This is a genomic window from Pseudoalteromonas sp. MMG024 (genome assembly GCF_021654175.1).
Lineage (GTDB): Bacteria > Pseudomonadota > Gammaproteobacteria > Enterobacterales > Alteromonadaceae > Pseudoalteromonas.
In genome coordinates, this window is the sequence record NZ_JAKFZO010000007.1 from 1 (window position 1) to 18,803 (window position 18,803).

15 protein-coding genes are annotated in these 18,803 nt (G+C 41.1%); 3 read left to right on the plus strand and 12 right to left on the minus strand.

Features of this window, described 5'->3' with window-relative positions; genetic code table 11:
• Window positions 1–624: 624 nt before the first annotated feature.
• On the minus strand, window positions 625–1,482 hold the full coding sequence (locus L1068_RS07960) for a tetratricopeptide repeat protein (protein WP_237129813.1): 858 nt from the start codon (window positions 1,480–1,482) through the stop codon (window positions 625–627).
• 81 nt (window positions 1,483–1,563) lie between these two features.
• On the opposite strand from L1068_RS07960, the gene L1068_RS07965 reads away from it, so the two are divergent.
• Together L1068_RS07965 and L1068_RS07970 are read left to right on the plus strand one after the other, a co-directional pair.
• Window positions 1,564–2,871 (plus strand): amidohydrolase, encoded by a 1,308-nt coding sequence (locus tag L1068_RS07965; RefSeq protein ID WP_237129814.1) that lies wholly within the window; start codon window positions 1,564–1,566, stop codon window positions 2,869–2,871.
• An 11-nt stretch (window positions 2,872–2,882) separates the two neighbouring features.
• Window positions 2,883–3,257: a rhodanese-like domain-containing protein gene (locus L1068_RS07970; RefSeq protein WP_237129815.1), complete on the plus strand. Its 375-nt coding sequence runs from the start codon at window positions 2,883–2,885 to the stop codon at window positions 3,255–3,257.
• A gap of 79 nt (window positions 3,258–3,336) precedes the next feature.
• Here L1068_RS07970 and L1068_RS07975 read toward each other — a convergent pair whose 3' ends face one another.
• From L1068_RS07975 to L1068_RS07985, 3 genes are all read right to left on the minus strand, one after another.
• Entirely contained in the window at window positions 3,337–3,990 is a 654-nt protein-coding gene (locus tag L1068_RS07975) for a GntR family transcriptional regulator (protein ID WP_237129816.1), read from the minus strand.
• Between the two features lie 116 nt (window positions 3,991–4,106).
• Window positions 4,107–5,585, minus strand: a complete 1,479-nt coding sequence (locus tag L1068_RS07980; protein WP_237129817.1) for an aldehyde dehydrogenase (NADP(+)) — start codon at window positions 5,583–5,585, stop codon at window positions 4,107–4,109.
• A gap of 12 nt (window positions 5,586–5,597) precedes the next feature.
• The gene (locus L1068_RS07985) at window positions 5,598–6,599 is read right to left on the minus strand and encodes a 4-hydroxyproline epimerase (RefSeq protein WP_237129818.1); all 1,002 of its coding nucleotides are present in this window, start codon (window positions 6,597–6,599) and stop codon (window positions 5,598–5,600) included.
• A 274-nt stretch (window positions 6,600–6,873) separates the two neighbouring features.
• On the opposite strand from L1068_RS07985, the gene L1068_RS07990 reads away from it, so the two are divergent.
• Window positions 6,874–8,136, plus strand: coding sequence for an FAD-dependent oxidoreductase (locus L1068_RS07990; protein ID WP_237129820.1), 1,263 nt, complete (start codon window positions 6,874–6,876; stop codon window positions 8,134–8,136).
• On the opposite strand, the gene L1068_RS07995 is transcribed toward L1068_RS07990, so the two are convergent.
• The 8 genes from L1068_RS07995 to L1068_RS08030 form a co-directional block, all read right to left on the minus strand.
• Complete coding sequence (locus L1068_RS07995; protein WP_237129822.1) at window positions 8,129–9,427, minus strand: ATP-binding protein; 1,299 nt, start codon at window positions 9,425–9,427, stop codon at window positions 8,129–8,131. The genes L1068_RS07990 and L1068_RS07995 overlap by 8 nt on opposite strands.
• 2 nt (window positions 9,428–9,429) lie before the next feature.
• Complete coding sequence (locus tag L1068_RS08000) at window positions 9,430–10,806, minus strand: sigma 54-interacting transcriptional regulator (RefSeq protein ID WP_237129824.1); 1,377 nt, start codon at window positions 10,804–10,806, stop codon at window positions 9,430–9,432.
• 414 nt (window positions 10,807–11,220) lie between these two features.
• On the minus strand, window positions 11,221–13,644 hold the full coding sequence (locus L1068_RS08005) for an ABC transporter permease (RefSeq protein ID WP_237129825.1): 2,424 nt from the start codon (window positions 13,642–13,644) through the stop codon (window positions 11,221–11,223).
• An 11-nt stretch (window positions 13,645–13,655) separates the two neighbouring features.
• Complete coding sequence (locus L1068_RS08010; RefSeq protein ID WP_237129827.1) at window positions 13,656–14,357, minus strand: ABC transporter ATP-binding protein; 702 nt, start codon at window positions 14,355–14,357, stop codon at window positions 13,656–13,658.
• A 41-nt stretch (window positions 14,358–14,398) separates the two neighbouring features.
• On the minus strand, window positions 14,399–15,655 hold the full coding sequence (locus L1068_RS08015; RefSeq protein ID WP_237129828.1) for an efflux RND transporter periplasmic adaptor subunit: 1,257 nt from the start codon (window positions 15,653–15,655) through the stop codon (window positions 14,399–14,401).
• Window positions 15,656–15,834: 179 nt separating this feature from the next.
• Window positions 15,835–17,745 carry a DNA topoisomerase III gene (locus L1068_RS08020; RefSeq protein WP_237129829.1) on the minus strand — a complete coding sequence of 637 codons (1,911 nt, stop codon included), beginning with the start codon at window positions 17,743–17,745 and terminating at the stop codon, window positions 15,835–15,837.
• A 69-nt stretch (window positions 17,746–17,814) separates the two neighbouring features.
• Window positions 17,815–18,297 carry a hypothetical protein gene (locus L1068_RS08025; RefSeq protein WP_237129830.1) on the minus strand — a complete coding sequence of 161 codons (483 nt, stop codon included), beginning with the start codon at window positions 18,295–18,297 and terminating at the stop codon, window positions 17,815–17,817.
• Between the two features lie 253 nt (window positions 18,298–18,550).
• Window positions 18,551–18,754: a hypothetical protein gene (locus L1068_RS08030; protein WP_237129831.1), complete on the minus strand. Its 204-nt coding sequence runs from the start codon at window positions 18,752–18,754 to the stop codon at window positions 18,551–18,553.
• Window positions 18,755–18,803: the final 49 nt, after the last annotated feature.

Consider the following 18,803-nt stretch of genomic DNA (forward strand, 5'->3'; position numbering starts at 1 on the left):
CACTCTCTATAAATAAAGAGAAGAACGAATTGACTGTGCTGAAATAAACTATGTTTATTTCCGTTGGTCACTCAGTTTAATTAAGTCTAAATTTTGTTACGCTTTAAAAGCGTATGTTAGAACTTAATCTGTACGAGTGCCCACACAGATGATTGCTTAAATTTTTAAAGAACAGTGCAAACAACCTTGCGTTTGCCGCGACGCTTTGTCGCTGTTAGGGCTGCGTATGTTACGCTTTCCTATTTTTTTGTCAACACTTAATTTTGATTATTTTCTTTTTATTTTAAGAAAGTTTCAAAACTCAGTTTTACTTGACTCAACCAACTCGTGATTCGCTGCTATGCTGCGTCGTTCCCCGTGTTGGTGGAGGCGCATTATAGAGAGATTTGATTTGAGCGCAACCCCTTTTTTGAGATTTTTGTAAAAAATAGCGATTTAATTCTAAATTTAACATTAAGGCTACAAAACCGAACGTTAAACGTACGATTTTGAGCATTTGAACTCAAAAAGAGGAATTTAAGTATCGATCAATCTTTCAGGATTGCAAATTTATATGTCAGATTTTTAAAACAATATGAAATAAAAAAGGAGCCTTTTGGCTCCTTCTCCTTTATATAGTGTGTATTAGTAAAGAATACTGTATAGCTTGCGACGATATTTCCCTGCTAACTCATCACCATCAGGCAATGTCGCAATCACATCTAAAAACATCTTACGTGCATCGCCAAACGCTAAATCCTTTTGCAGTACACTAAATAAAGTTTCTAGCGCTTCTTCTTTGCGACCAACCTGATCGTATTGCACTGCTAGTTTCACTTTTGCGTCAAAGTTAGTTTCGTCTTTTACAATTTCAGCTTCTAACTGTTTTATCTCTGGCGAGTCCTTAGCTTCTTGCGCTAACTCAACTTTAGCCTTTAAGTTATTAAAGTAGGCATCTTGATCAACCATTGGAATAGTCGACAACAGCGCATCAGCATCATCTACTTTTTGTATGTTTAAGCAAATATCTGCAAGTATAAGCTTAACCTTACTGTTTTGAGCATTTATGTCATAGGCTTGTTTTGCTTTTGTATAGGCTTCAGAGTAATTACCTTGGCTCAGTAATTGTTGTGCTTGAGTAACAAGTAAATCTTCAGCATTAGGTAAGTGCTTTTCAAATGCAGCATCTAACATCTCTTGCGTTTGCGGTCCTGGCAACATATCTACAGGTGCGCCGCCTTTTAAAAGTAAAATGGCTGGAATACCCTGCAGGCCAATTTGTTGTGCAAGTTGAGATGCTAGCGCTTGCTCAACATCGCAATTTAACTTGGCTAACAGTAAGTGCTCAGCGTATTGTGCTGCTTTTGCTTCAAGCAATGGTGTCATAGTTGCGCATTCAGGCGCTTGCTGAGTATGAAAATACAGAGCAATAAGTGTTTCAGGAGCTGTTTCTGAGATAACTTGCTGAAAGCTTTCAGCTGTTAATTCAATAATATTCGACATATAAAATTAATTATTAACTTCAATTAGTTTCAATATGGAGGCAATATAACTAAAAAACAATGCTTAGAAAGAGAATAACAAATGAAATATGCATTCCTATCGGCACTGCTTATAAGTAATAGCGCACTTGCTGCCAGTCAATTTACCCCAAACACACACCAACAAAACGCCTTAAACGAATTGTATAAACACCTCCATCAAAACCCTGAACTGTCGTATCAAGAAAAAGCGACTTCTCAGCAACTTGCTAAAGAGTTAATGCAATTGGGTTTTAGCGTTACTGAAAATGTTGGTGGTTATGGCGTCGTTGGTATTTTCAAAAATGGTAACGGACCAACTGTTATGCTGCGAGCAGATACTGATGGCTTACCTATTATTGAAGAAACAAATAAAGATTACGCTTCAAAAGTAACTGTTATTGATAAAAGCGGGAATAAAGTTGGTGTGATGCATGGTTGTGGTCATGATATTCATATGACGAGTTTTATTGGTACAGCTCAACAGCTAGTAGAACACAAAGGTGATTGGCAAGGTACCTTGATGATGGTTGCGCAACCTGCTGAAGAAGTAGGTGGCGGCGCAAAAGCCATGTTAAAAGAAGGTTTGTATACTAAATTTGCTAAACCGGACTATGTTGTTGGCCTACACGTAAGTGCATCAGCACCTGCAGGTAAAGTCGCTATTGCTCCAGGTTATGCGCTAGCAAATGTTGACTCTGTCGATGTAATTATAAAAGGTCGCGGTGGCCATGGGGCTTATCCACATACGACAATTGACCCCGTGGTACTTGCCTCACGTACTGTACTGGCATTACAAACCATTGCTAGCCGAGAAATCTCACCGTTAGAACCTAGCGTGATTACTGTGGGTTCGATCCATGGTGGCTCAAAACACAATATTATCTCGAACCAAGTGAAACTACAGCTTACTTTACGTTCGTATAACCCCGACGTGCGCAATCAACAAATTGCGGCAATTAAACGTATTACTAAAGGGATTGCACTAAGCGCTGGTCTTTCAGAAAACGAACACCCTGAAGTAATAGTACACGAGTCGGAAAGTATTCCTTCTACTTATAATAACCCAGAGCTTGCGACACGTATTACCGCCAGTATTAAAAAAGCAATTGGTGAAGACAATACATTAAAAGCGGAACCAGTAATGGCCGGTGAAGATTTCGGCCTGTTTGGTCGCACCGATGAAAATGTGCCTATCACCATTTTTTGGCTTGGTGGTGTAAACCCATCAGAGTATGAAAGCGCAATTAAAAATGGCACTAAGCTACCCTCGCTTCATTCAAGTAAGTTTGCGCCAGATTACCCACTGACAATCAAAACAGGCGTAACGGCTATGAGCCAAGCCGCTGTTGATCTATTTAATAAAAACTAAAGGAACCTACTATGAAATACATCGCATTTGTTGCATCACTACTATTTAGTGTTACTTGTTTTGCTAATACGCCAGTTATTACGCAGCAGCAACTTCTTGAAAACCAAATGTCGGCTAATGCTTACACTATAATAGATGTGCGCTCAAAAGAAGAGTTTAACGATGGCCATGTAAAAGGCGCACTTAATATTCCGCATAATCAAATAGAAGAAAACATGTCGGTATTAGAAGAACTGAAAGATCAAACACTAGTTGTGTATTGTCGCTCAGGTCGTCGCGCAGGCTTATTTGAAGAAGCGTTATCAAAGAAAGGCTTTAAATTAAAGCATTTAGAAGGTGACTACCTCGCTTGGAGTGAAAAACAATTACCGTTAATTAAAAAGTAATTGCTCTGGGCTTTTTTAGCTAAGCATTAAAAACAAAAAACCAGCCACATCAGGCTGGTTTTTTATATTCATTTAGCACTTACTCTTCAATTAACAGTGCTTTAATTTCTTCTTTTGCACCAAGAATGTGCTGCTTAAGTAGCTGACAGGCATTGCTCGTGTCACCAGCACGACAATAATCAATTAACTGCTTATGCTCACCACCTGCTTTTTTAATACCACCAGCAAGTAGTAAGTGCATACGAATATAGCGGTCAGAGTTTTTATTTAAAATATTTACCACTTCTAGCGTCTGTGGGCGATCAGCGGCTTGATACAAATAGGTATGAAAACTGGTATTCAAATCTGCCCATAAGTTGGCACTGTCTTCATGGGTAAGCGCTTCATCTAACTTAGATAATAATTCTTCAGCATGATCAAAGTCTGTTGCATTCATATTTGGAATTGAGCGGGCAAGGAGATCTGCTTCTAACATTGCTCTTAATTCAAAAAGCTCATCAACATGTGCGGCATCAAGTTCAGTTACTACCGCGCCTTTATGTGCTTGGAACTTAACTAAGCCTTCAGCTTCAAGTTGTAATAGGGCTTCACGTACAGGAATACGGCTTACATCCAACTCTTCCGCAAGCGCTGCTTGGCGTAACGGTTGACCGGATTTGACTTCGCCTTTTAAGATTTTTTCACGAATTGCATCCACTACAAATTCAGTACGTGTTTTATATGCTAGCCCCATTTTATCTCTTTGTATTTTGTATAAACTTGGCAATAGTTTATACAAATTATAAAAAAAGGCCAGCAAAGCTGGCCTTTTACCTTAGAACGGGAACACACAATTATTTCATGCGAACTCTAAAAGGCATTTTGTATACATAGAGGACGCAAGAATCGTTCTATTGCTTGACTGCCGACAGATGTGCTTCTCACATCGGTTGAACTTGGGAATGGACCGCCGTGCATCATTGCATCACACACTTCCACTCCCGTTGGCATTTGGTTGTATATTAAACGGCCAACAACATAACTTAGCGACTCGGTAATATCAGCATGTTGCTGTACTAATGCTTCGCTACCATGAATTGTTGCTGTTAATTGACCTTCGAGCTCTTCAATCAATGCTACTAATTCATCATTCGATGAATACGTTACCATTAACGCTGCTGGGCCAAATACTTCTTCATGCAAGGCTTTGTTGTTTCTGAACTCAGTTGCTGTAGTGGCAAATACTTGCGTGCTACAACGAAGCTCTTCAGATTGACCACTTGCTACAAGCGTTGCATTACATGCGAAGTTATCACATCCTGATTGATACGCTTTTAAAATAGCAGGCGTTAACATAGCTTGCGGTGCAGACACTTCCACTTCTTTTGCTACAGCTTGTTTGAAGCTTTCAGCTTCTTCTTCAGCAATAAGCCACAAGCCAGGGTTGGTACAGAATTGACCTGCCCCCATATTTAGCGACGCGATAAATGTTGATGCCAGTTTATCTTCTTGACCTTTAACAAAACCTGGAAGCAGTACTTGCGGATTTGTTGAGCCAAGTTCGCCATAAAATGGAATCTGCTGCTTGCGTTGTTTAATGCTGTCTTGCAGTGCCATACCTACACCAAACGAGCCTGTAAAACCAACCGCCTGGATTTTTGGATTTTTAACCAGCTCGTGGCTTACATCATAACTTTTTGAGTGTAATAACTGATAAACACCTTTTGGCATATCGCATTTAGTAATTGCTGCCTCAATCGCGCTAACCACAATTTCGCTGGTACCCGGGTGTGCTGAGTGAGATTTATAAACCACAGGACACCCTGCCGCTAATGCCGAGGCTGTATCACCACCGGCTGCGCTGAACGCAAGTGGAAAGTTACTTGCACCAAATACCGCAACCGGACCAATCGCAATTTTTGCCATTTTTAATGTTGGACGCGGTAAAGGCTGACGCTCAGGTAATGCTGCATCTTCAGCGATAAACTCAACGTCTTTTTCTAAATTTGCTGCAAATAAACGTAGCTGACCAACAGTACGACCTAGCTCACCTTTAATACGCATTTCAGGTAAACCGGTTTCAAGAGGAGTACGTGCAACAAGTTCATCTTCTTTGCTTGCTAGTTCATCTGCAATCGCATTTAAAAACGCAGCACGCTGAGCTTTAGTGGTTTTACGATAAATCTTAAATGCAGCATCTGCCACATCACATGCTTGTGCTAGCTGATCGAGGCTACAGTTTTTAAATGCAGGCTCAAGCGGTGTATGGTCAAATGCGTTAATTGCGTTAAATGAACCTTCACCTTGTGAAGTCCATTCGTTATTAATAAAACTTAATCCTGTAAACATTTACTTTCCCCTTTAAACAAGTTGAAAACCATTAACATAGGGATCATCATCATCCACTAGTATTTGGTTGTATCCGGTAATTTTTGCCCATCCTTGAATCGATGGTTTTATGGCAGTAATGCCGCCAACTTCGGTTACTGACTCAATGGTGCCAACAAACTGACTGCCAATAATGCTTTCATGTACGAACTTTTCGCCTGGTTTTAACAAGCCTTTGGCATGCAGTTGCGCCATACGTGCCGATGTACCTGTACCACACGGGCTGCGGTCAATCGCCTTATCACCATAAAATACCGCGTTTGCGACGGTAGACCCTTCAGTTTTTGGTGCGCCGGTCCATAACACATGCGATAGCCCTGTTACTTTACTATCTTCTGGGTGAATACATTCCACTGCACGCCCTGCGATTTCGCGTACCAATGGACTGAATTTCAAAATATCCCCAGGTGACCATTTATCAATACCAGGGAAATTTTCTTGCGGCTCAACAATGGCGTAAAAGTTACCGCCATAGGCGATATCGAGTTTGATTTTGCCAAGTTCTGGCACGTCAATTTCAATATCACGATGTGCTAAGTAAGCCGCAACATTATAAATTTTGACCCAATCAACTTTGTTGTTAGTCATCTGATATTCAACATTGATCTGCCCTGCTGGCACATCAATCGTCAATTTACCCTGCTCTTTGGGTTGAATAAGACCCGCTTCCAAGCCCGCTGTAATCGTACCGATCGTGCCATGTCCGCACATAGGTAAGCAGCCAGAAGTTTCAATAAACAAAATGGACGCATCGGCATTATCTGAACATGGGGGATACAAAAACGCGCCCGACATCATGTCGTGACCACGAGGCTCAAACATCAAAGACTGGCGGATCCAGTCGAATTCGCGCATAAAGTGCATACGCTTTTCACCCATGGTATTGCCATCAAGCACAGGGTGTCCCGAGGTTACCAGTCGCACTGGATTGCCACAGGTATGGGCATCAATACAAAAATAGGTCCCTTTCTTCACTTGCTGCTCTCCTATCTATTGTTACTTCTTATAATGCGAAATAGGCGTGCACCTTGATGCACACCTTGGCTAAGGGGAAAGCCTAATTGTTATACGTCGTACGCTAAAACCATATCTGGATGTATCGTTGCGTTTTTGCATTGTGTTGTGAAAAACGGCTGCACATATTGCCAATTTAGTTTCATTTGTTTTTACTTCGAAAAGTGATACTGTACATTGTATACCGATTAAGTTAATGTATATTGTATACAATGTAAAGAACTATTTTTATCTAATGGAAAACACCTCTCACTCGGTTAATCAAAATGTCGCTGTAATTGGCGCAGGCGTAATTGGTATTGCAACCGCAATTCAGCTGCAACAATGTGGTTATCAAGTCACATTACTCGATAAACAAGGTATTAGCGAAGGCTGTTCAAAAGGTAATGCGGGGCACTTTGCGACTGAGCAAGTATTCCCACTGGCACAAGCCTCTTTATTGCCGCAACTGCCAAAAATGCTGCTCGACCCAAAAGGCGCACTGCGTATTAGCCCGAGTTATTTATTTAAAGCATTACCGTGGTTTATGCGGTTTTTAGCAAATATGCGTCCGCGTATTTTCAAGCAAAACAAAGAAGCGTTAAAAAAACTAAACTGCGCGGCAATAAACGCATGGCAGCGGCTTACCCAAGCAAGTAATAGCGAAGGACTATGCCATTTAAATGGCAGCTTACTCACCTTTGAGTCAGACTCGCGAAAAAATGCACTCACAACACTAGAACACTATAAAAATGAAGGTGTTAATGTCACCCTACTTGAACGCAATGAGCTTGATGAATTACAACCGGGCTTGCATCAAAATATAACGCATGCTTTATATTTCACTGATGTAGGGCACACTTGTAGCCCATATCAATTAAATCTCGCGCTATTTGAGCATGCAAAATCGTTAGGCGTTAGCTTTAAACAAGTTGAAGTCACATCGCTATTTACTACCGATTCAGCTGTAACAATAAATACTAACCACGATGACCTCGTGTTTGATGCACTCGTAATGTGTACCGGTGCTCACAGTAAATCACTGTGTAAACAACTTGGTTATAACGTGCCACTTGATACAGAGCGCGGTTATCATTACATGGTAAGTAGTGAGAACATGCCAACTATGCCGGTTGTTTCATTTGAGAAAAAGTTCATTTTAACCCCAATGCAAGAAGGGCTTCGCCTGGCAGGTACAGTGGAATTTGCAGGCCTAAGCAAAGCACCAACTTATCGCCGTGCGGATATGTTAAAGCAGCTTGGCGAATCTATTTGGCCAAATATGGTAGACGACCACCCCGAGCAAGATAAAAAGTGGATGGGCTTTCGCCCGACGCTACCAGACTCACTTCCTGTGATAGGTCGTGCACCTAGACACAACAATGTATTTTTTAACTTTGGCCACCAGCACCTAGGTCTAACCCTAGCGGCAATTTGTGCCGAGCTTATCGCTTGTGATGTGCAAGGAGTTAAACCATTAATTGATTTAACCCCTTATTCAATCGCTCGTTTTAATTAACAGGCAGCACCACTTTTGCTACGCAACCACGTTCAGGGTGGTTGCTAAGTGAAATCACTCCGTTATGCGCTGATACAATTTGGCGACAAAGCGCAAGGCCCGTGCCTGTGCCTTGTTTTTTGGTGGTATATAAAGGCACAAAAAGGTTATCAGGATTACTAATGCCTGCGCCTAAATCTCTGATTTCAATCACTACTTGTTGCTCATCTTGTTTAAGTGAAATATCTATCGTGTGATCTGGCGCTGCTTCATGGGCATTTTTTAATAAATTAATTAAACACTGTTCTAATTGAGCCGCATCCACGTCAACAATACAGTTGTCAGCTAACTGTAAATCACAAGGGTAACCAAGTAACTCTGTGCTACTTGAAATGATGTTAACTAAATCATGCTGATTTTTCTGTGGCTCAGGTAAGGTCGCAAGTTGACGATAACCCTGAATAAAGGATTTTAAGCGAGTTGCACGTTCGCCAATAATGGTTAAGCCACCTTGAATATCTTCTTTGTCTTCACCGTCAATCGGCAAGCTCGATGATATTTTATTTATCGTGTCGGTTAAGCTAATGATGGGTGACAGCGAATTATTAATTTCATGACTTAACACACGCACTAAATCTTTCCATGCTTTTTGCTCTTGATGGCTCAGTACTGTTTCTAAATCCGATAAAATAAACAAGCTATGCTGCTTACCTGCTTCTCTAAAATTATCTCGATACAAATGCAAGCGAGATGATGCTTGTTTATTCGCAACCATCACTAACTGATTATTTGGCGCATCAATAAGATCAACCAAATTTAAATCCGCAAGCGTATGGTTAATCAACTTAGATTCAGATTTTTCAAAAAAGCGCTCTGCCGCAGGGTTTGCCAAGGTGATCTTTTGATTTTCATCACAAGCGAAAATAATTACGCCTATTTGTTTAATCAGCTTCGCTAATAACAATTGGCTTTCTTTATATTCAAAGCGTGTGGTTGATAAGTTATCTGCAAGTCGATTAATCTGCTGAACTAAATCGCCAAGCGCCGATGACTCAGCAGCGCCCTTAGCACGCAAGGTGTAATCACCTGCATTTAACGCTTCAACTAAATTTGCTAACGACAAAAACTGCTCGTTTAATTTATCAAACAAGTAATAAAGATTTACCAACACCACTAAAATCAGTAACACACTCACCAGTGCTTGCAAATAGATGCTGAAGTCCGCCTGCCAAATCATCACCAGCGCAATAAAATTGCCCGGCAGCGCTGCCCACAACACCGAACGTTGTAACTGATTGAAAAAGTTTTTCACGATTAGATACCAAACTTATCGAGTCGACGATAAAACGCACTGCGACTTAAGCCAAGTGATTTTGCCGTATCCAATGCGTTGCCTTGGTATTCCATTAAACGCTGTTCAATCACCGCTTTTTCAATGTCATCCATGGTGCCTTGGTACTTAGTGGTTGTTTGCTCAAGAGTCTCTGAGGTTTGAGCTGCACTTGGCGTTAGCATTAAATGCTCTGGGCTGATTTCGATTACTGCAAGTAACGTCGCGCGCTCTAAGGTGTGAGATAGCTCACGCACATTGCCCGGCCAATCATATGTCATTAGTGCATCACATGCCGCAGGCGATAAACTCGGCGCTGGTTTATTAAAACGTTTGGCCGCTTTAGCAATAAAATTATTTGCCATTGGCAATATGTCGTCTTTACGCTCAGCTAAACTTGGTAAACGCACCACAAAGGTGTTTAACCGGTAAAGCAAATCTTGGCGAAACGTAGCATCTTCGACCATCGCGTCTAAATTGGCATTAGTCGCTGAAATTAAACGAATATTGGCTGTTTGGGTTTTACTTGAACCAACTTTTTCAAATTGATGCTCTTCTAATAAGCGTAGCAACTTTGCTTGTTGTGGCAGTGGAATATTACCAATTTCATCCATAAACAAGGTGCCTTTTTCGGCAAGTTCAACGCGGCCAATACGATTCTCCTTGGCATCGGTAAAGGCGCCTTTTACATGGCCAAATAATTCAGACTCAAACAAGCTTTCGCTGATTGCGCCCATATTTACCGAAACAAAACGTTCATTATTTCGGCTACTCAAATTATGAATATGCTGCGCGAGTAAGCTTTTACCGGTGCCATTTGGACCAGTGATCAGTACATTGATATCGGCTTTGGCAATTTGCGCTAGTTGTGAAAGCAGGGCTTTCATCGGTGCAGATTCAACGATCAACTCCCCATCACTTTGTGCTAGTTCGCTCTTTAAGTTTTGGTTTTCTTGGTTAAGCACTTGGTTTTGCAGCTTCTGCTCGCGCAATTTAAGCTGATTGGTGATGACTGTTAATAAGCGTTCGTTTTCCCATGGCTTTTCAACAAAATCGCCCGCGCCTGCTTTCATTACCTCAACGGCAATTTCAACACTTGCCCATCCAGTCATACACACGATTGCTAAGCTTTCATCAAGAGCTGCGAGCTGTTCGGTAAGATTAATACCTTCCTGACCAGAGGTAGTATCAGCGTGATAATTTAAATCGATTAAAGCGAGATCAATGTCGTTTTGTTTAACAAAGAAAACAGCTTCTGCTGGTGAACTTGCTGTAGTGACTTTAAACCCTTCGCTTTTTAAAAATAGGCGAAGTGCGGCAACAATACTTGGATCGTCATCAGCAATTAAAATATGAGACACAATTTATCCTTTACTGCGTTAATTCTTATTTGCTTATAAGCACACGATGGCTACTAGGGTCTGTTGAACTTTGCTGTTCTATTTTTGTTCTCTTTGAGCGTGCTTTTATCGCGGCGCTCGATGTGTGGCCTAGTAATCTAAGCGAATATCGAGCAACAATGATAAAAGTGCGCTCAAAAGAACCATTCGGCAGCGCTTGATTGTCTTTTCTACTGTGTTATCGGCTGACTCACATAGAATAACTATGCCACGCAGCCTCTGCCTTGTATAAAACCCAATCAAACTACTGCAAAAACGAACTTAAAAGGTCAACAGACCTTAGACATAAGCGGGATAGTGGTTTTAGGGTAAAAGTTAACTTTCGTTAAATCAATAAATAAAAGCCAGCGCTAGCACTGGCTTTTAAAGTTTTATCTATTCGTGCCTAAGTGCACTTGATGGTTCCATATTTAGTGCCTTTCGAACAGGTAGCACAACCGCAAGAACAATTACCAAGCTGATTAATACCGGCACACCAATATAAACAAGCAGTGAGCCTTCGGCCATACTGCCTTGCTCTAGCATTTTAACTAACAGCACACCGGCTGGAATACCTAAAATTAAGCCAGCCACTAGCTGTTTTGTCGCTTGCATTAGGTAGTGGTTATACACATTGCTGTTATCTGCACCAAGCGCTCGACGAACACCGATTTCTTGTGTTTTTTGCACAATAGAGTTAGCCATAACACCGTAAATACCACTAAATGCAATGACCATTGATGAAATAGCAAACAAGATAAAAATATTAGCAATAAAGTTCATACCCGATAAACGGCTGTCAATACCCGCTTGAATGTCAGTGATGCTGTAAGGTGCAACATCGGCATCTAACTCAACCGCAGCTTTAGTTAATAAGCTTACAGGGTTATGCATTGCAGTTGCTGTAGGCGCATTTTTAATTACCGCTTTCATATGTAAGCGAGGGAATTGCTCGTAAGCCAAAAACATCGATGCTTTATCACTATTATGATCAAATGGTTGGCCGAATATGACATTGTTAGTAACGCCAACAATAGTCACTACCGCATTATCCATTTCCATTAATTTAATACGCTTGCCAATTGGGTTTTCACCCGCTAAGTGTTTTTCAGCAAAGTTTTTAGTAACAACTGCATTTAGGCTGGTTCCTGCTGAATCTGTGTTATTGAATAAGCGCCCTTCCAACAATGTCATCTCCATTGCTGAAAAGTAGTTATTCATAACAATGTTCACGTTAGAACCTGGGTAACTTGGGTTTTTGCCGTAATCGACACCCTCAACCGAAATATTTTGGAAAATGCCCCATGTGTGCGGTAACGACTGACTAAAAGTAACACTTTCAATTGCTGGGTTTGCAGTTAGCTCTTCTTCAAGTGAACGATAGTACTGTTTTGCTCTTTCAATGTTTTCTTTTCCGTAGCGTTCACTTGGCAGTGCAATACGTGCTGCAACGCGGTTATCAATTGCAACACCATAATCAGCATCATTCATCTTGCTTACTAAATTAAGCATCGCTGCTGAAAGCATAATTAGCGCACACGATAAAGTTACTTCTAAACCAACAATTACCTTGCTAAGTAGACCTGCCGTTTTGCTTTGCGCGCCACGTGTACCATCACGCAGCACTGCGTTGATATCAGTTTTAGTTGCGCGCCATGCAGGTAAGCCACCTGTAATTAGTATGGTGCTTAATACCGTTACCACAGTAATAATTAAGCTTGCTTGCGTAAGCCCTGCTTGCCACCAAAACGGTGGTTCAATTGGCAGCGAATTTAAAAAGTAGTCAAACGTTAAATCTAACCCGTAGCCTGCAATTAATACTGCTAAACAGCCAGACAGCACACTAATAATTAAGCTCTCACACATTAATTGGCGAATAAGTACTGAGCGTGGTGCACCCAGCGCTGTGCGAATTGCACTTTCTTTATTACGCTCAATAGCACGAGATAACAACAAGTTACCAACGTTTACACACGCTAAGATTAAAATAAATAGCACCGCTAACGCCATAGCAAGTACCAGCGCATCACCGCCTTTACCAATTTTTTCCATTTGAAAGGTCCAAACAAAACCAATTTTTGTTGAGTTTAGCTCTGGATACTGGCGAGCAAATTCCGCAAAAATAGTTTCCATTTCGCGATTTGCTTGCTGTTCAGATACTCCTTCTTTTAACAAGCCGTAAACTGCTATGTAATTAGAATCTTCTCGCGCAATACCTTGGCTTTCGACTTTAAACGGCATATACATTTGTGCAAAGTCAGGAAAGCGGTAACCAGGCTCTGTTACCCCTACTACTGTATGGTTTTTGCCATCAATACGTATTTTTTGACCAACAATTGTTGGGTCAGACGCAAACATTTCACGCCATACAAAATCACCTAGCACGACTACACGCTCATTGCTGGTAGAATCTGCTTTTGTTAGTAAACGACCAAGCGCTGGTTTTGCTTCCGACACTTTAAAGAATTCTTCACTCACAAAGTGTGATGAATAACGAACAGCACGATCACTTGTTGAAACAGTTACGGTGTAAGTATCGTAAGCATCTAAAAACTCAAAGCTGGTTTGTTGATTTACAATATCAAGGTACTCTTGGTAACGCACCGACGTACCATCATACGCCACACCATTTACTACCGTCGTAATTTTGCGTAAACGTTCGCCATCTTCAAGTGGGATAGTGCCGCTTAACGTATTGAAAATAAAACTGAACATATAAATGCATAAGCTTAAACCAATCGTCATAACAAAGGTGGTTAGCGCTGCAAAACGTGGATTTTTAAGCATTCCACGCACAGCATATAAAATATCGTCTAACATGGCATTTCTCCTTATGCTACTGCAACTTGCGCTTGCGTATCGCCAACAATACGGCCATCAAATACTTCAACAATGCGCTCAGCACGTTTTGCGCCACGGGGGTCGTGAGTAACCATACAAATAGTGGTGCCCTCTGCATGTAACTTGTCCAGTAACGCCATCACTAACTCAGCATTTTTAGAGTCAAGGTTACCGGTTGGTTCATCCGCTAGAATAATTGAAGGGTTGCCAACAATGGCACGTGCTACAGCAACACGTTGCTGCTGACCACCTGAAAGTTGCGCTGGGTAATGCTTTGCTCTGTGGCTCATATCAACTTTTTCAAGCGCTGCCATTGCCATTTGCTTGCGCTCGGCTTTAGTTAAGTCTGTACGGTAAGTCAGTGGCAAAGTAACGTTTTCTTCTACCGTTAAATCACTAATCAGGTTAAACGATTGAAATACAAAACCGATTTCTTTATTACGAATATATGCGCGCTGTTTGTGATCAAGTCCAGCGACCTGATAGCCATTTAATTCAAAGCTGCCACCCGAGCACGTATCCAATAATCCTAAAATTGATAGCAAGGTTGATTTACCACAACCTGAAGGGCCTGAAATTGATACGTACTCGCCTTGTTTAATATCTAAATTAATCTCGCTTAGCGCGTGAGTTTCAACTTCATCGGTAGCAAATACTTTTTTAAGGTTTGTTAGTTTAATTAGTGTATTCATGTGATTATTCCTTCAAAATTCGTTATTAATGTGGTTTTGGATTAGTTCAGCGCAACACGTGCATGACGTGAAAATTCGCTTTGCTCAGAGATGACCACCTGATCACCCACAGCTAATCCAGTTACAATTTCAATTTCAGTGCTTGATGCTTTACCGTAGGTCACCGCTACTTTTTCAGCGTAACGGCCATTTTCAACCAGTTTAAAAGCACTTAAGGTTCGCTCAGCTTGCGAAAATGCTGGGCGACGTACAAATAAGGTGTTACTTTTTTTAGCAACTATGATGTCGCCATCAACAGAGAGATCGGGGCGTGCTTCTTGCGGTAATGGTGTTTCAAGCTCAACATCCACTTGTACCGTACCTTCAACAACTGCAGGATCGATTCGTTTAACTTTACCCATAATGGTGTTAAAGCGGGTATCAATCGCTACACTCTGGCCAAGCGCGATAGCGGATGCTTTAAGCTCTGGGATTTTTAATTCAGCAATTAAATCATCTTGCTTAGCAAATTTTGCAACATTGCTACCAAGTGATACTCGCTGACCTAATTCAAGCGGCATTGCTTGTAAAATACCTGAAACTGGCGCCACTACTTTCAGTGATGCAAGTTGAAACTCGGCACGTTCAATGGTTTTGTTTAGTTTTTCCAAACGCGCTTGCTGCGCGGTAAGGTTTGCTTTTAAGTTTTCGCCAAGCTGCATTTCACGGCGCTTATCAATCGCAAGGGTTTCTTTTAACTGTGACACAGTCAGTTTTGAGCTTTCGTAATCAAGACGAGAAACCGTTGCGTTGCCTTTTTGAATTAACTGCTCTTCTGCTTGTAAACGCATATTGGCTTTATCGTAGGCCATTTTGGTTTGTAGCAAACTTGCTTGCATATCCAGTAATTTGGTTTGTTGGCTTACTTTTAGTGCAGCTAGCTCAGCTTCAAGCGCTGTGCGTTCCCACTGTAGCTCTTCCACTTTTTGCTTTAATTCAGGGTTAGCAAGCTCCACAATTAAGTCACCTTGATTAACTGCAGCCCCTGGCTTCATAAGAATTTTTTCGACTTTACCTTCAACATTACTGGCTACCCAGCGCACATCACGCGGTGCTAACACACCATGGCCCGATACTTTAATTGTAAATTCGCCTGCTTTAACTTCTGCTGTTAGTAAGTTAGAACGCTTAGCCGTTGCGCTTGCAAAATCCACTTGCGCAAAGCCATAAACGGCGCCTGCGAAAAGCGCAGCTGCCACAGAAAATACTGCTGCTTTCTTTTTGTAAAACGGTGTTTTTTTAGTTTTGATAATGTCCATTTTAAATGCCTAATCTGTTTGCATTGGTAATAGACCTATATCAAAGAGCGTGCCAAACAATAAAAGCAAACAATAACAAGATGTTATGATAAAATCGCGATTTTGAGGTTTATATCACATCCCAATTTTGGGATGACTTTTAAAAAGCCACATCCCAAAATTGGGATGTGGCTTTTTGCTTAACTGGTTGTTTTTGCTTTGCGTTTATAACGGCGCTTAAACGGCTTTTGTTTGGGCGGGGGTAAATTACTAAATCCAGTGACGGGTGTTTTGCTAGCCAACGCAATATGACCTTGTAGCTCATTGAGTAATGGCGTCATAAAGCTGCTGTAACTGCCATGCTTTTCGGCAATTTGCGTTAATTGCGACTCCCAAAGCGCGGTCATATCGGGTTTGGTTAATTTTTCAGGTAGTACATTAATGAGGGCTTTACCGGTTTCGGTGGCTAATATGTGTTTACCTTGGCGCTGTAAAAAGCCGCGTTTAAATAGTAATTCAATAATGCCAGCGCGTGTGGCCTCAGTGCCTAGCCCGTCGTTGTCGCGCAGAATTTTTTTAATTTCAGCATCATCCACGTAACGTGCAATACCCGTCATGGCACTTAACAAAGAGGCATCATTAAAATGTTGTGGCGGCTCAGTTTGCTTTTCAACTAAGCGCCCTTGTTGACAGGTAAATAGTTGTCCTTTTGAAAGCGCAGGCAGAGTGACTTCATCTTTTAATTCGCTTTTTCCCATCAGTACTTTGAAGCCTAGTTGGCTTTCACGCTTTGCCGTCGCTTTAAACTTACCGCCAGCAATTTCAACCAATACGCTTGTATCGTGATAAATATAATCGGGGTAAAACAATGCTAAATATTGGCGGCAAATAAGGCCATAAATTTTTTCTTCTTCAAAGCCTAAACTCGCACTTTTTAGCTTTTTACTGGTGGGAATAATAGCGTGGTGCGCCTCTACTTTTTTATCATTCCAACATTTATGCTTGCGTGACGTATCGGCGTTCGCAATCAGCGCGCTAGTTTGTCCTTTGTTATTTTCCATCGCACTAAGCACTTGTGGTGCTTCAAAAAAGTGCTCATTTGGCAAATAACGATTATCGGAACGTGGATACGTAATCAGCTTGTGCTTTTCATACAAGCTTTGGCAAATATCCAGCACTTTTTTAGCGGGCATTTTAAATAGCTTTGCCGCATCGATCTGTAGTGCCGATAAATTATAAGGTAGCGGCGGTGCTTGCTTTTTGGTTTTTTCCTCAACAGATAACACCTGCCCTTGCTGGCCCGTAATGCGGCTTATAACATTTTCACAGAGGCCCTTGTGCAACACTCGGCCATCTTCATCTTGATATGGCAAGCACGCCTCGCTTGGCAGCCATTTAGCTTGAAATTGCTCACCTTGTTCTGTGATATTCTCAGCGAGTACTTCAAAAAACGGGCGACTGATAAAGTTTTCGATTTCTAAATCGCGACGTACCACTAACCCTAAAATAGGTGTTTGCACCCGACCAACCGAGAGCACTCCCGTATAGCCACCTTGCTTGCCTTTAATGGTATAAGCACGGGTTAAATTCATGCCAATTAACCAATCGGCACGAGATCGCGCGAGCGCTGACACTGACAGCGGTATAAAATCGCGATTTGATTTTAAATTAGCAAGCGCTTTTTTAACGGCGTTTAAGTTAAGATCGCTAATCAGTAAGCGCTCTGTAGTGTCTAACTTTGTTTTTGGTACTTTTGCCTCACTAATTACTTCATCGACTAGCAATTGCCCTTCACGATCAGGGTCACCTGCATGCACAAGTTGGCTGGCTTGTTTTATGAGTTTTTTAAGCAAGGTGAGTTGTTTACGAGTTTTAGCTTTGGCTTTTAATTGCCATGTGTCGGGCGCTATGGGTAAATCGCCTAAGTTCCATTTTTTATAGCGTTCATGGTATTCATCGGGTTCTGCAAGTTCGAGCAAATGACCAATGCACCAGGATACCACATCACCATTGCCCACAATAATATGGCCATCCATTTTTTTATGAGGTTTTGGCAGTGCATCGGCAATAGCACGCCCTAATGATGGTTTTTCTGCGATATAAAGTTTCAAATCAAAACAAACAACTGTATATAATTACAGTTAACTATATCGTATTATGAAGTAAATGCTAATAAAGAATTATGCAGGTTGCGATTTTACAAAGAATTTGTTTTTTAAATAAACAAAAATCGGCATCCAACAAAGTGCAACGATGGCTGTTTCAAACACAGGGTATATAAATTGATAGGGTGCCAATGAGAAGTTAAAGCTATTAAAGCCCATATCCATTGCACGAAATGCATTTAAGCAGATAATTGGAATACAAAAAAGCTGACCAAGCACTGATTGACGCCAGGAGACTTTATCTTTTAAACCTAAATAAGCAATACACCCCATCCATGTTAAATCATGGAGCAACCAAATGAAGTAGCGATAAAGGTTTTCTGAGTCCCATTCAATTAAATACGGAAAGTAAAAATTAGCGAACAAAAAAAAGAATGCTGTGGTGCCAGCAAAAATCGCTCCTTGTTTTTGCTTTAAAGCTACAAGAAGTAAAAAAGAAATAACAACAAGCAAGGTTTGATAGCTGCCTAATACAATAAGCAGCTCTTTAATAGGCATTAGCGAATGCTATTTTTTATTTTCATCATCAGTACCACCACCGTTTCCACCGGTACCTGGCATATAAGAAAATTTATCTACTGTTTTCATAATTATCTCCTTGTAGTTGTTTTGCCTTAAGGCACCTTTCAAATTACTGAAATTACTAAAAAACACAAGTACTTTTTCATGAAAAATTATTTCATGTTATGACAAAGAGGTGTTTGCCTATAAAGCAAACACCTCTTTGTTCAGTCTCTATGCAAGTAACTGTTTACTTTGAGATGCTTGCAGTACCCTCAACGTTTAGTTGCTTAGATTTATCGAGTGACCAAATACTCTCTTTTTCACCAAAGTAAGCGCGTTTTTCAAGGCGTTGATATGCTTTAAAGTAAACAAATGCCGTTATTAATGCGCATACTTCGAGCGCTATTTGCGATAATCCAGTTGCCGGCCATAAACCCAATGTGGGGATCACTAATGCAATAATCGACGTTAGCGGAACCCAAAGGCTCGCAGCATTAATA

What these genes read in the sequence shown, in the direction of transcription:
- L1068_RS07960 (WP_237129813.1), bottom strand. Translation starts at nt 1,482, where the DNA reads ATGTCGAATATTATTGAATTAACAGCTGAAAGCTTTCAGCAAGTTATC.
- L1068_RS07965 (WP_237129814.1), top strand. Translation starts at nt 1,564, where the DNA reads ATGAAATATGCATTCCTATCGGCACTGCTTATAAGTAATAGCGCACTT.
- L1068_RS07970 (WP_237129815.1), top strand. Translation starts at nt 2,883, where the DNA reads ATGAAATACATCGCATTTGTTGCATCACTACTATTTAGTGTTACTTGT.
- L1068_RS07975 (WP_237129816.1), bottom strand. Translation starts at nt 3,990, where the DNA reads ATGGGGCTAGCATATAAAACACGTACTGAATTTGTAGTGGATGCAATT.
- L1068_RS07980 (WP_237129817.1), bottom strand. Translation starts at nt 5,585, where the DNA reads ATGTTTACAGGATTAAGTTTTATTAATAACGAATGGACTTCACAAGGT.
- L1068_RS07990 (WP_237129820.1), top strand. Translation starts at nt 6,874, where the DNA reads ATGGAAAACACCTCTCACTCGGTTAATCAAAATGTCGCTGTAATTGGC.
- L1068_RS08005 (WP_237129825.1), bottom strand. Translation starts at nt 13,644, where the DNA reads ATGTTAGACGATATTTTATATGCTGTGCGTGGAATGCTTAAAAATCCA.
- L1068_RS08010 (WP_237129827.1), bottom strand. Translation starts at nt 14,357, where the DNA reads ATGAATACACTAATTAAACTAACAAACCTTAAAAAAGTATTTGCTACC.
- L1068_RS08015 (WP_237129828.1), bottom strand. Translation starts at nt 15,655, where the DNA reads ATGGACATTATCAAAACTAAAAAAACACCGTTTTACAAAAAGAAAGCA.
- L1068_RS08025 (WP_237129830.1), bottom strand. Translation starts at nt 18,297, where the DNA reads ATGCCTATTAAAGAGCTGCTTATTGTATTAGGCAGCTATCAAACCTTG.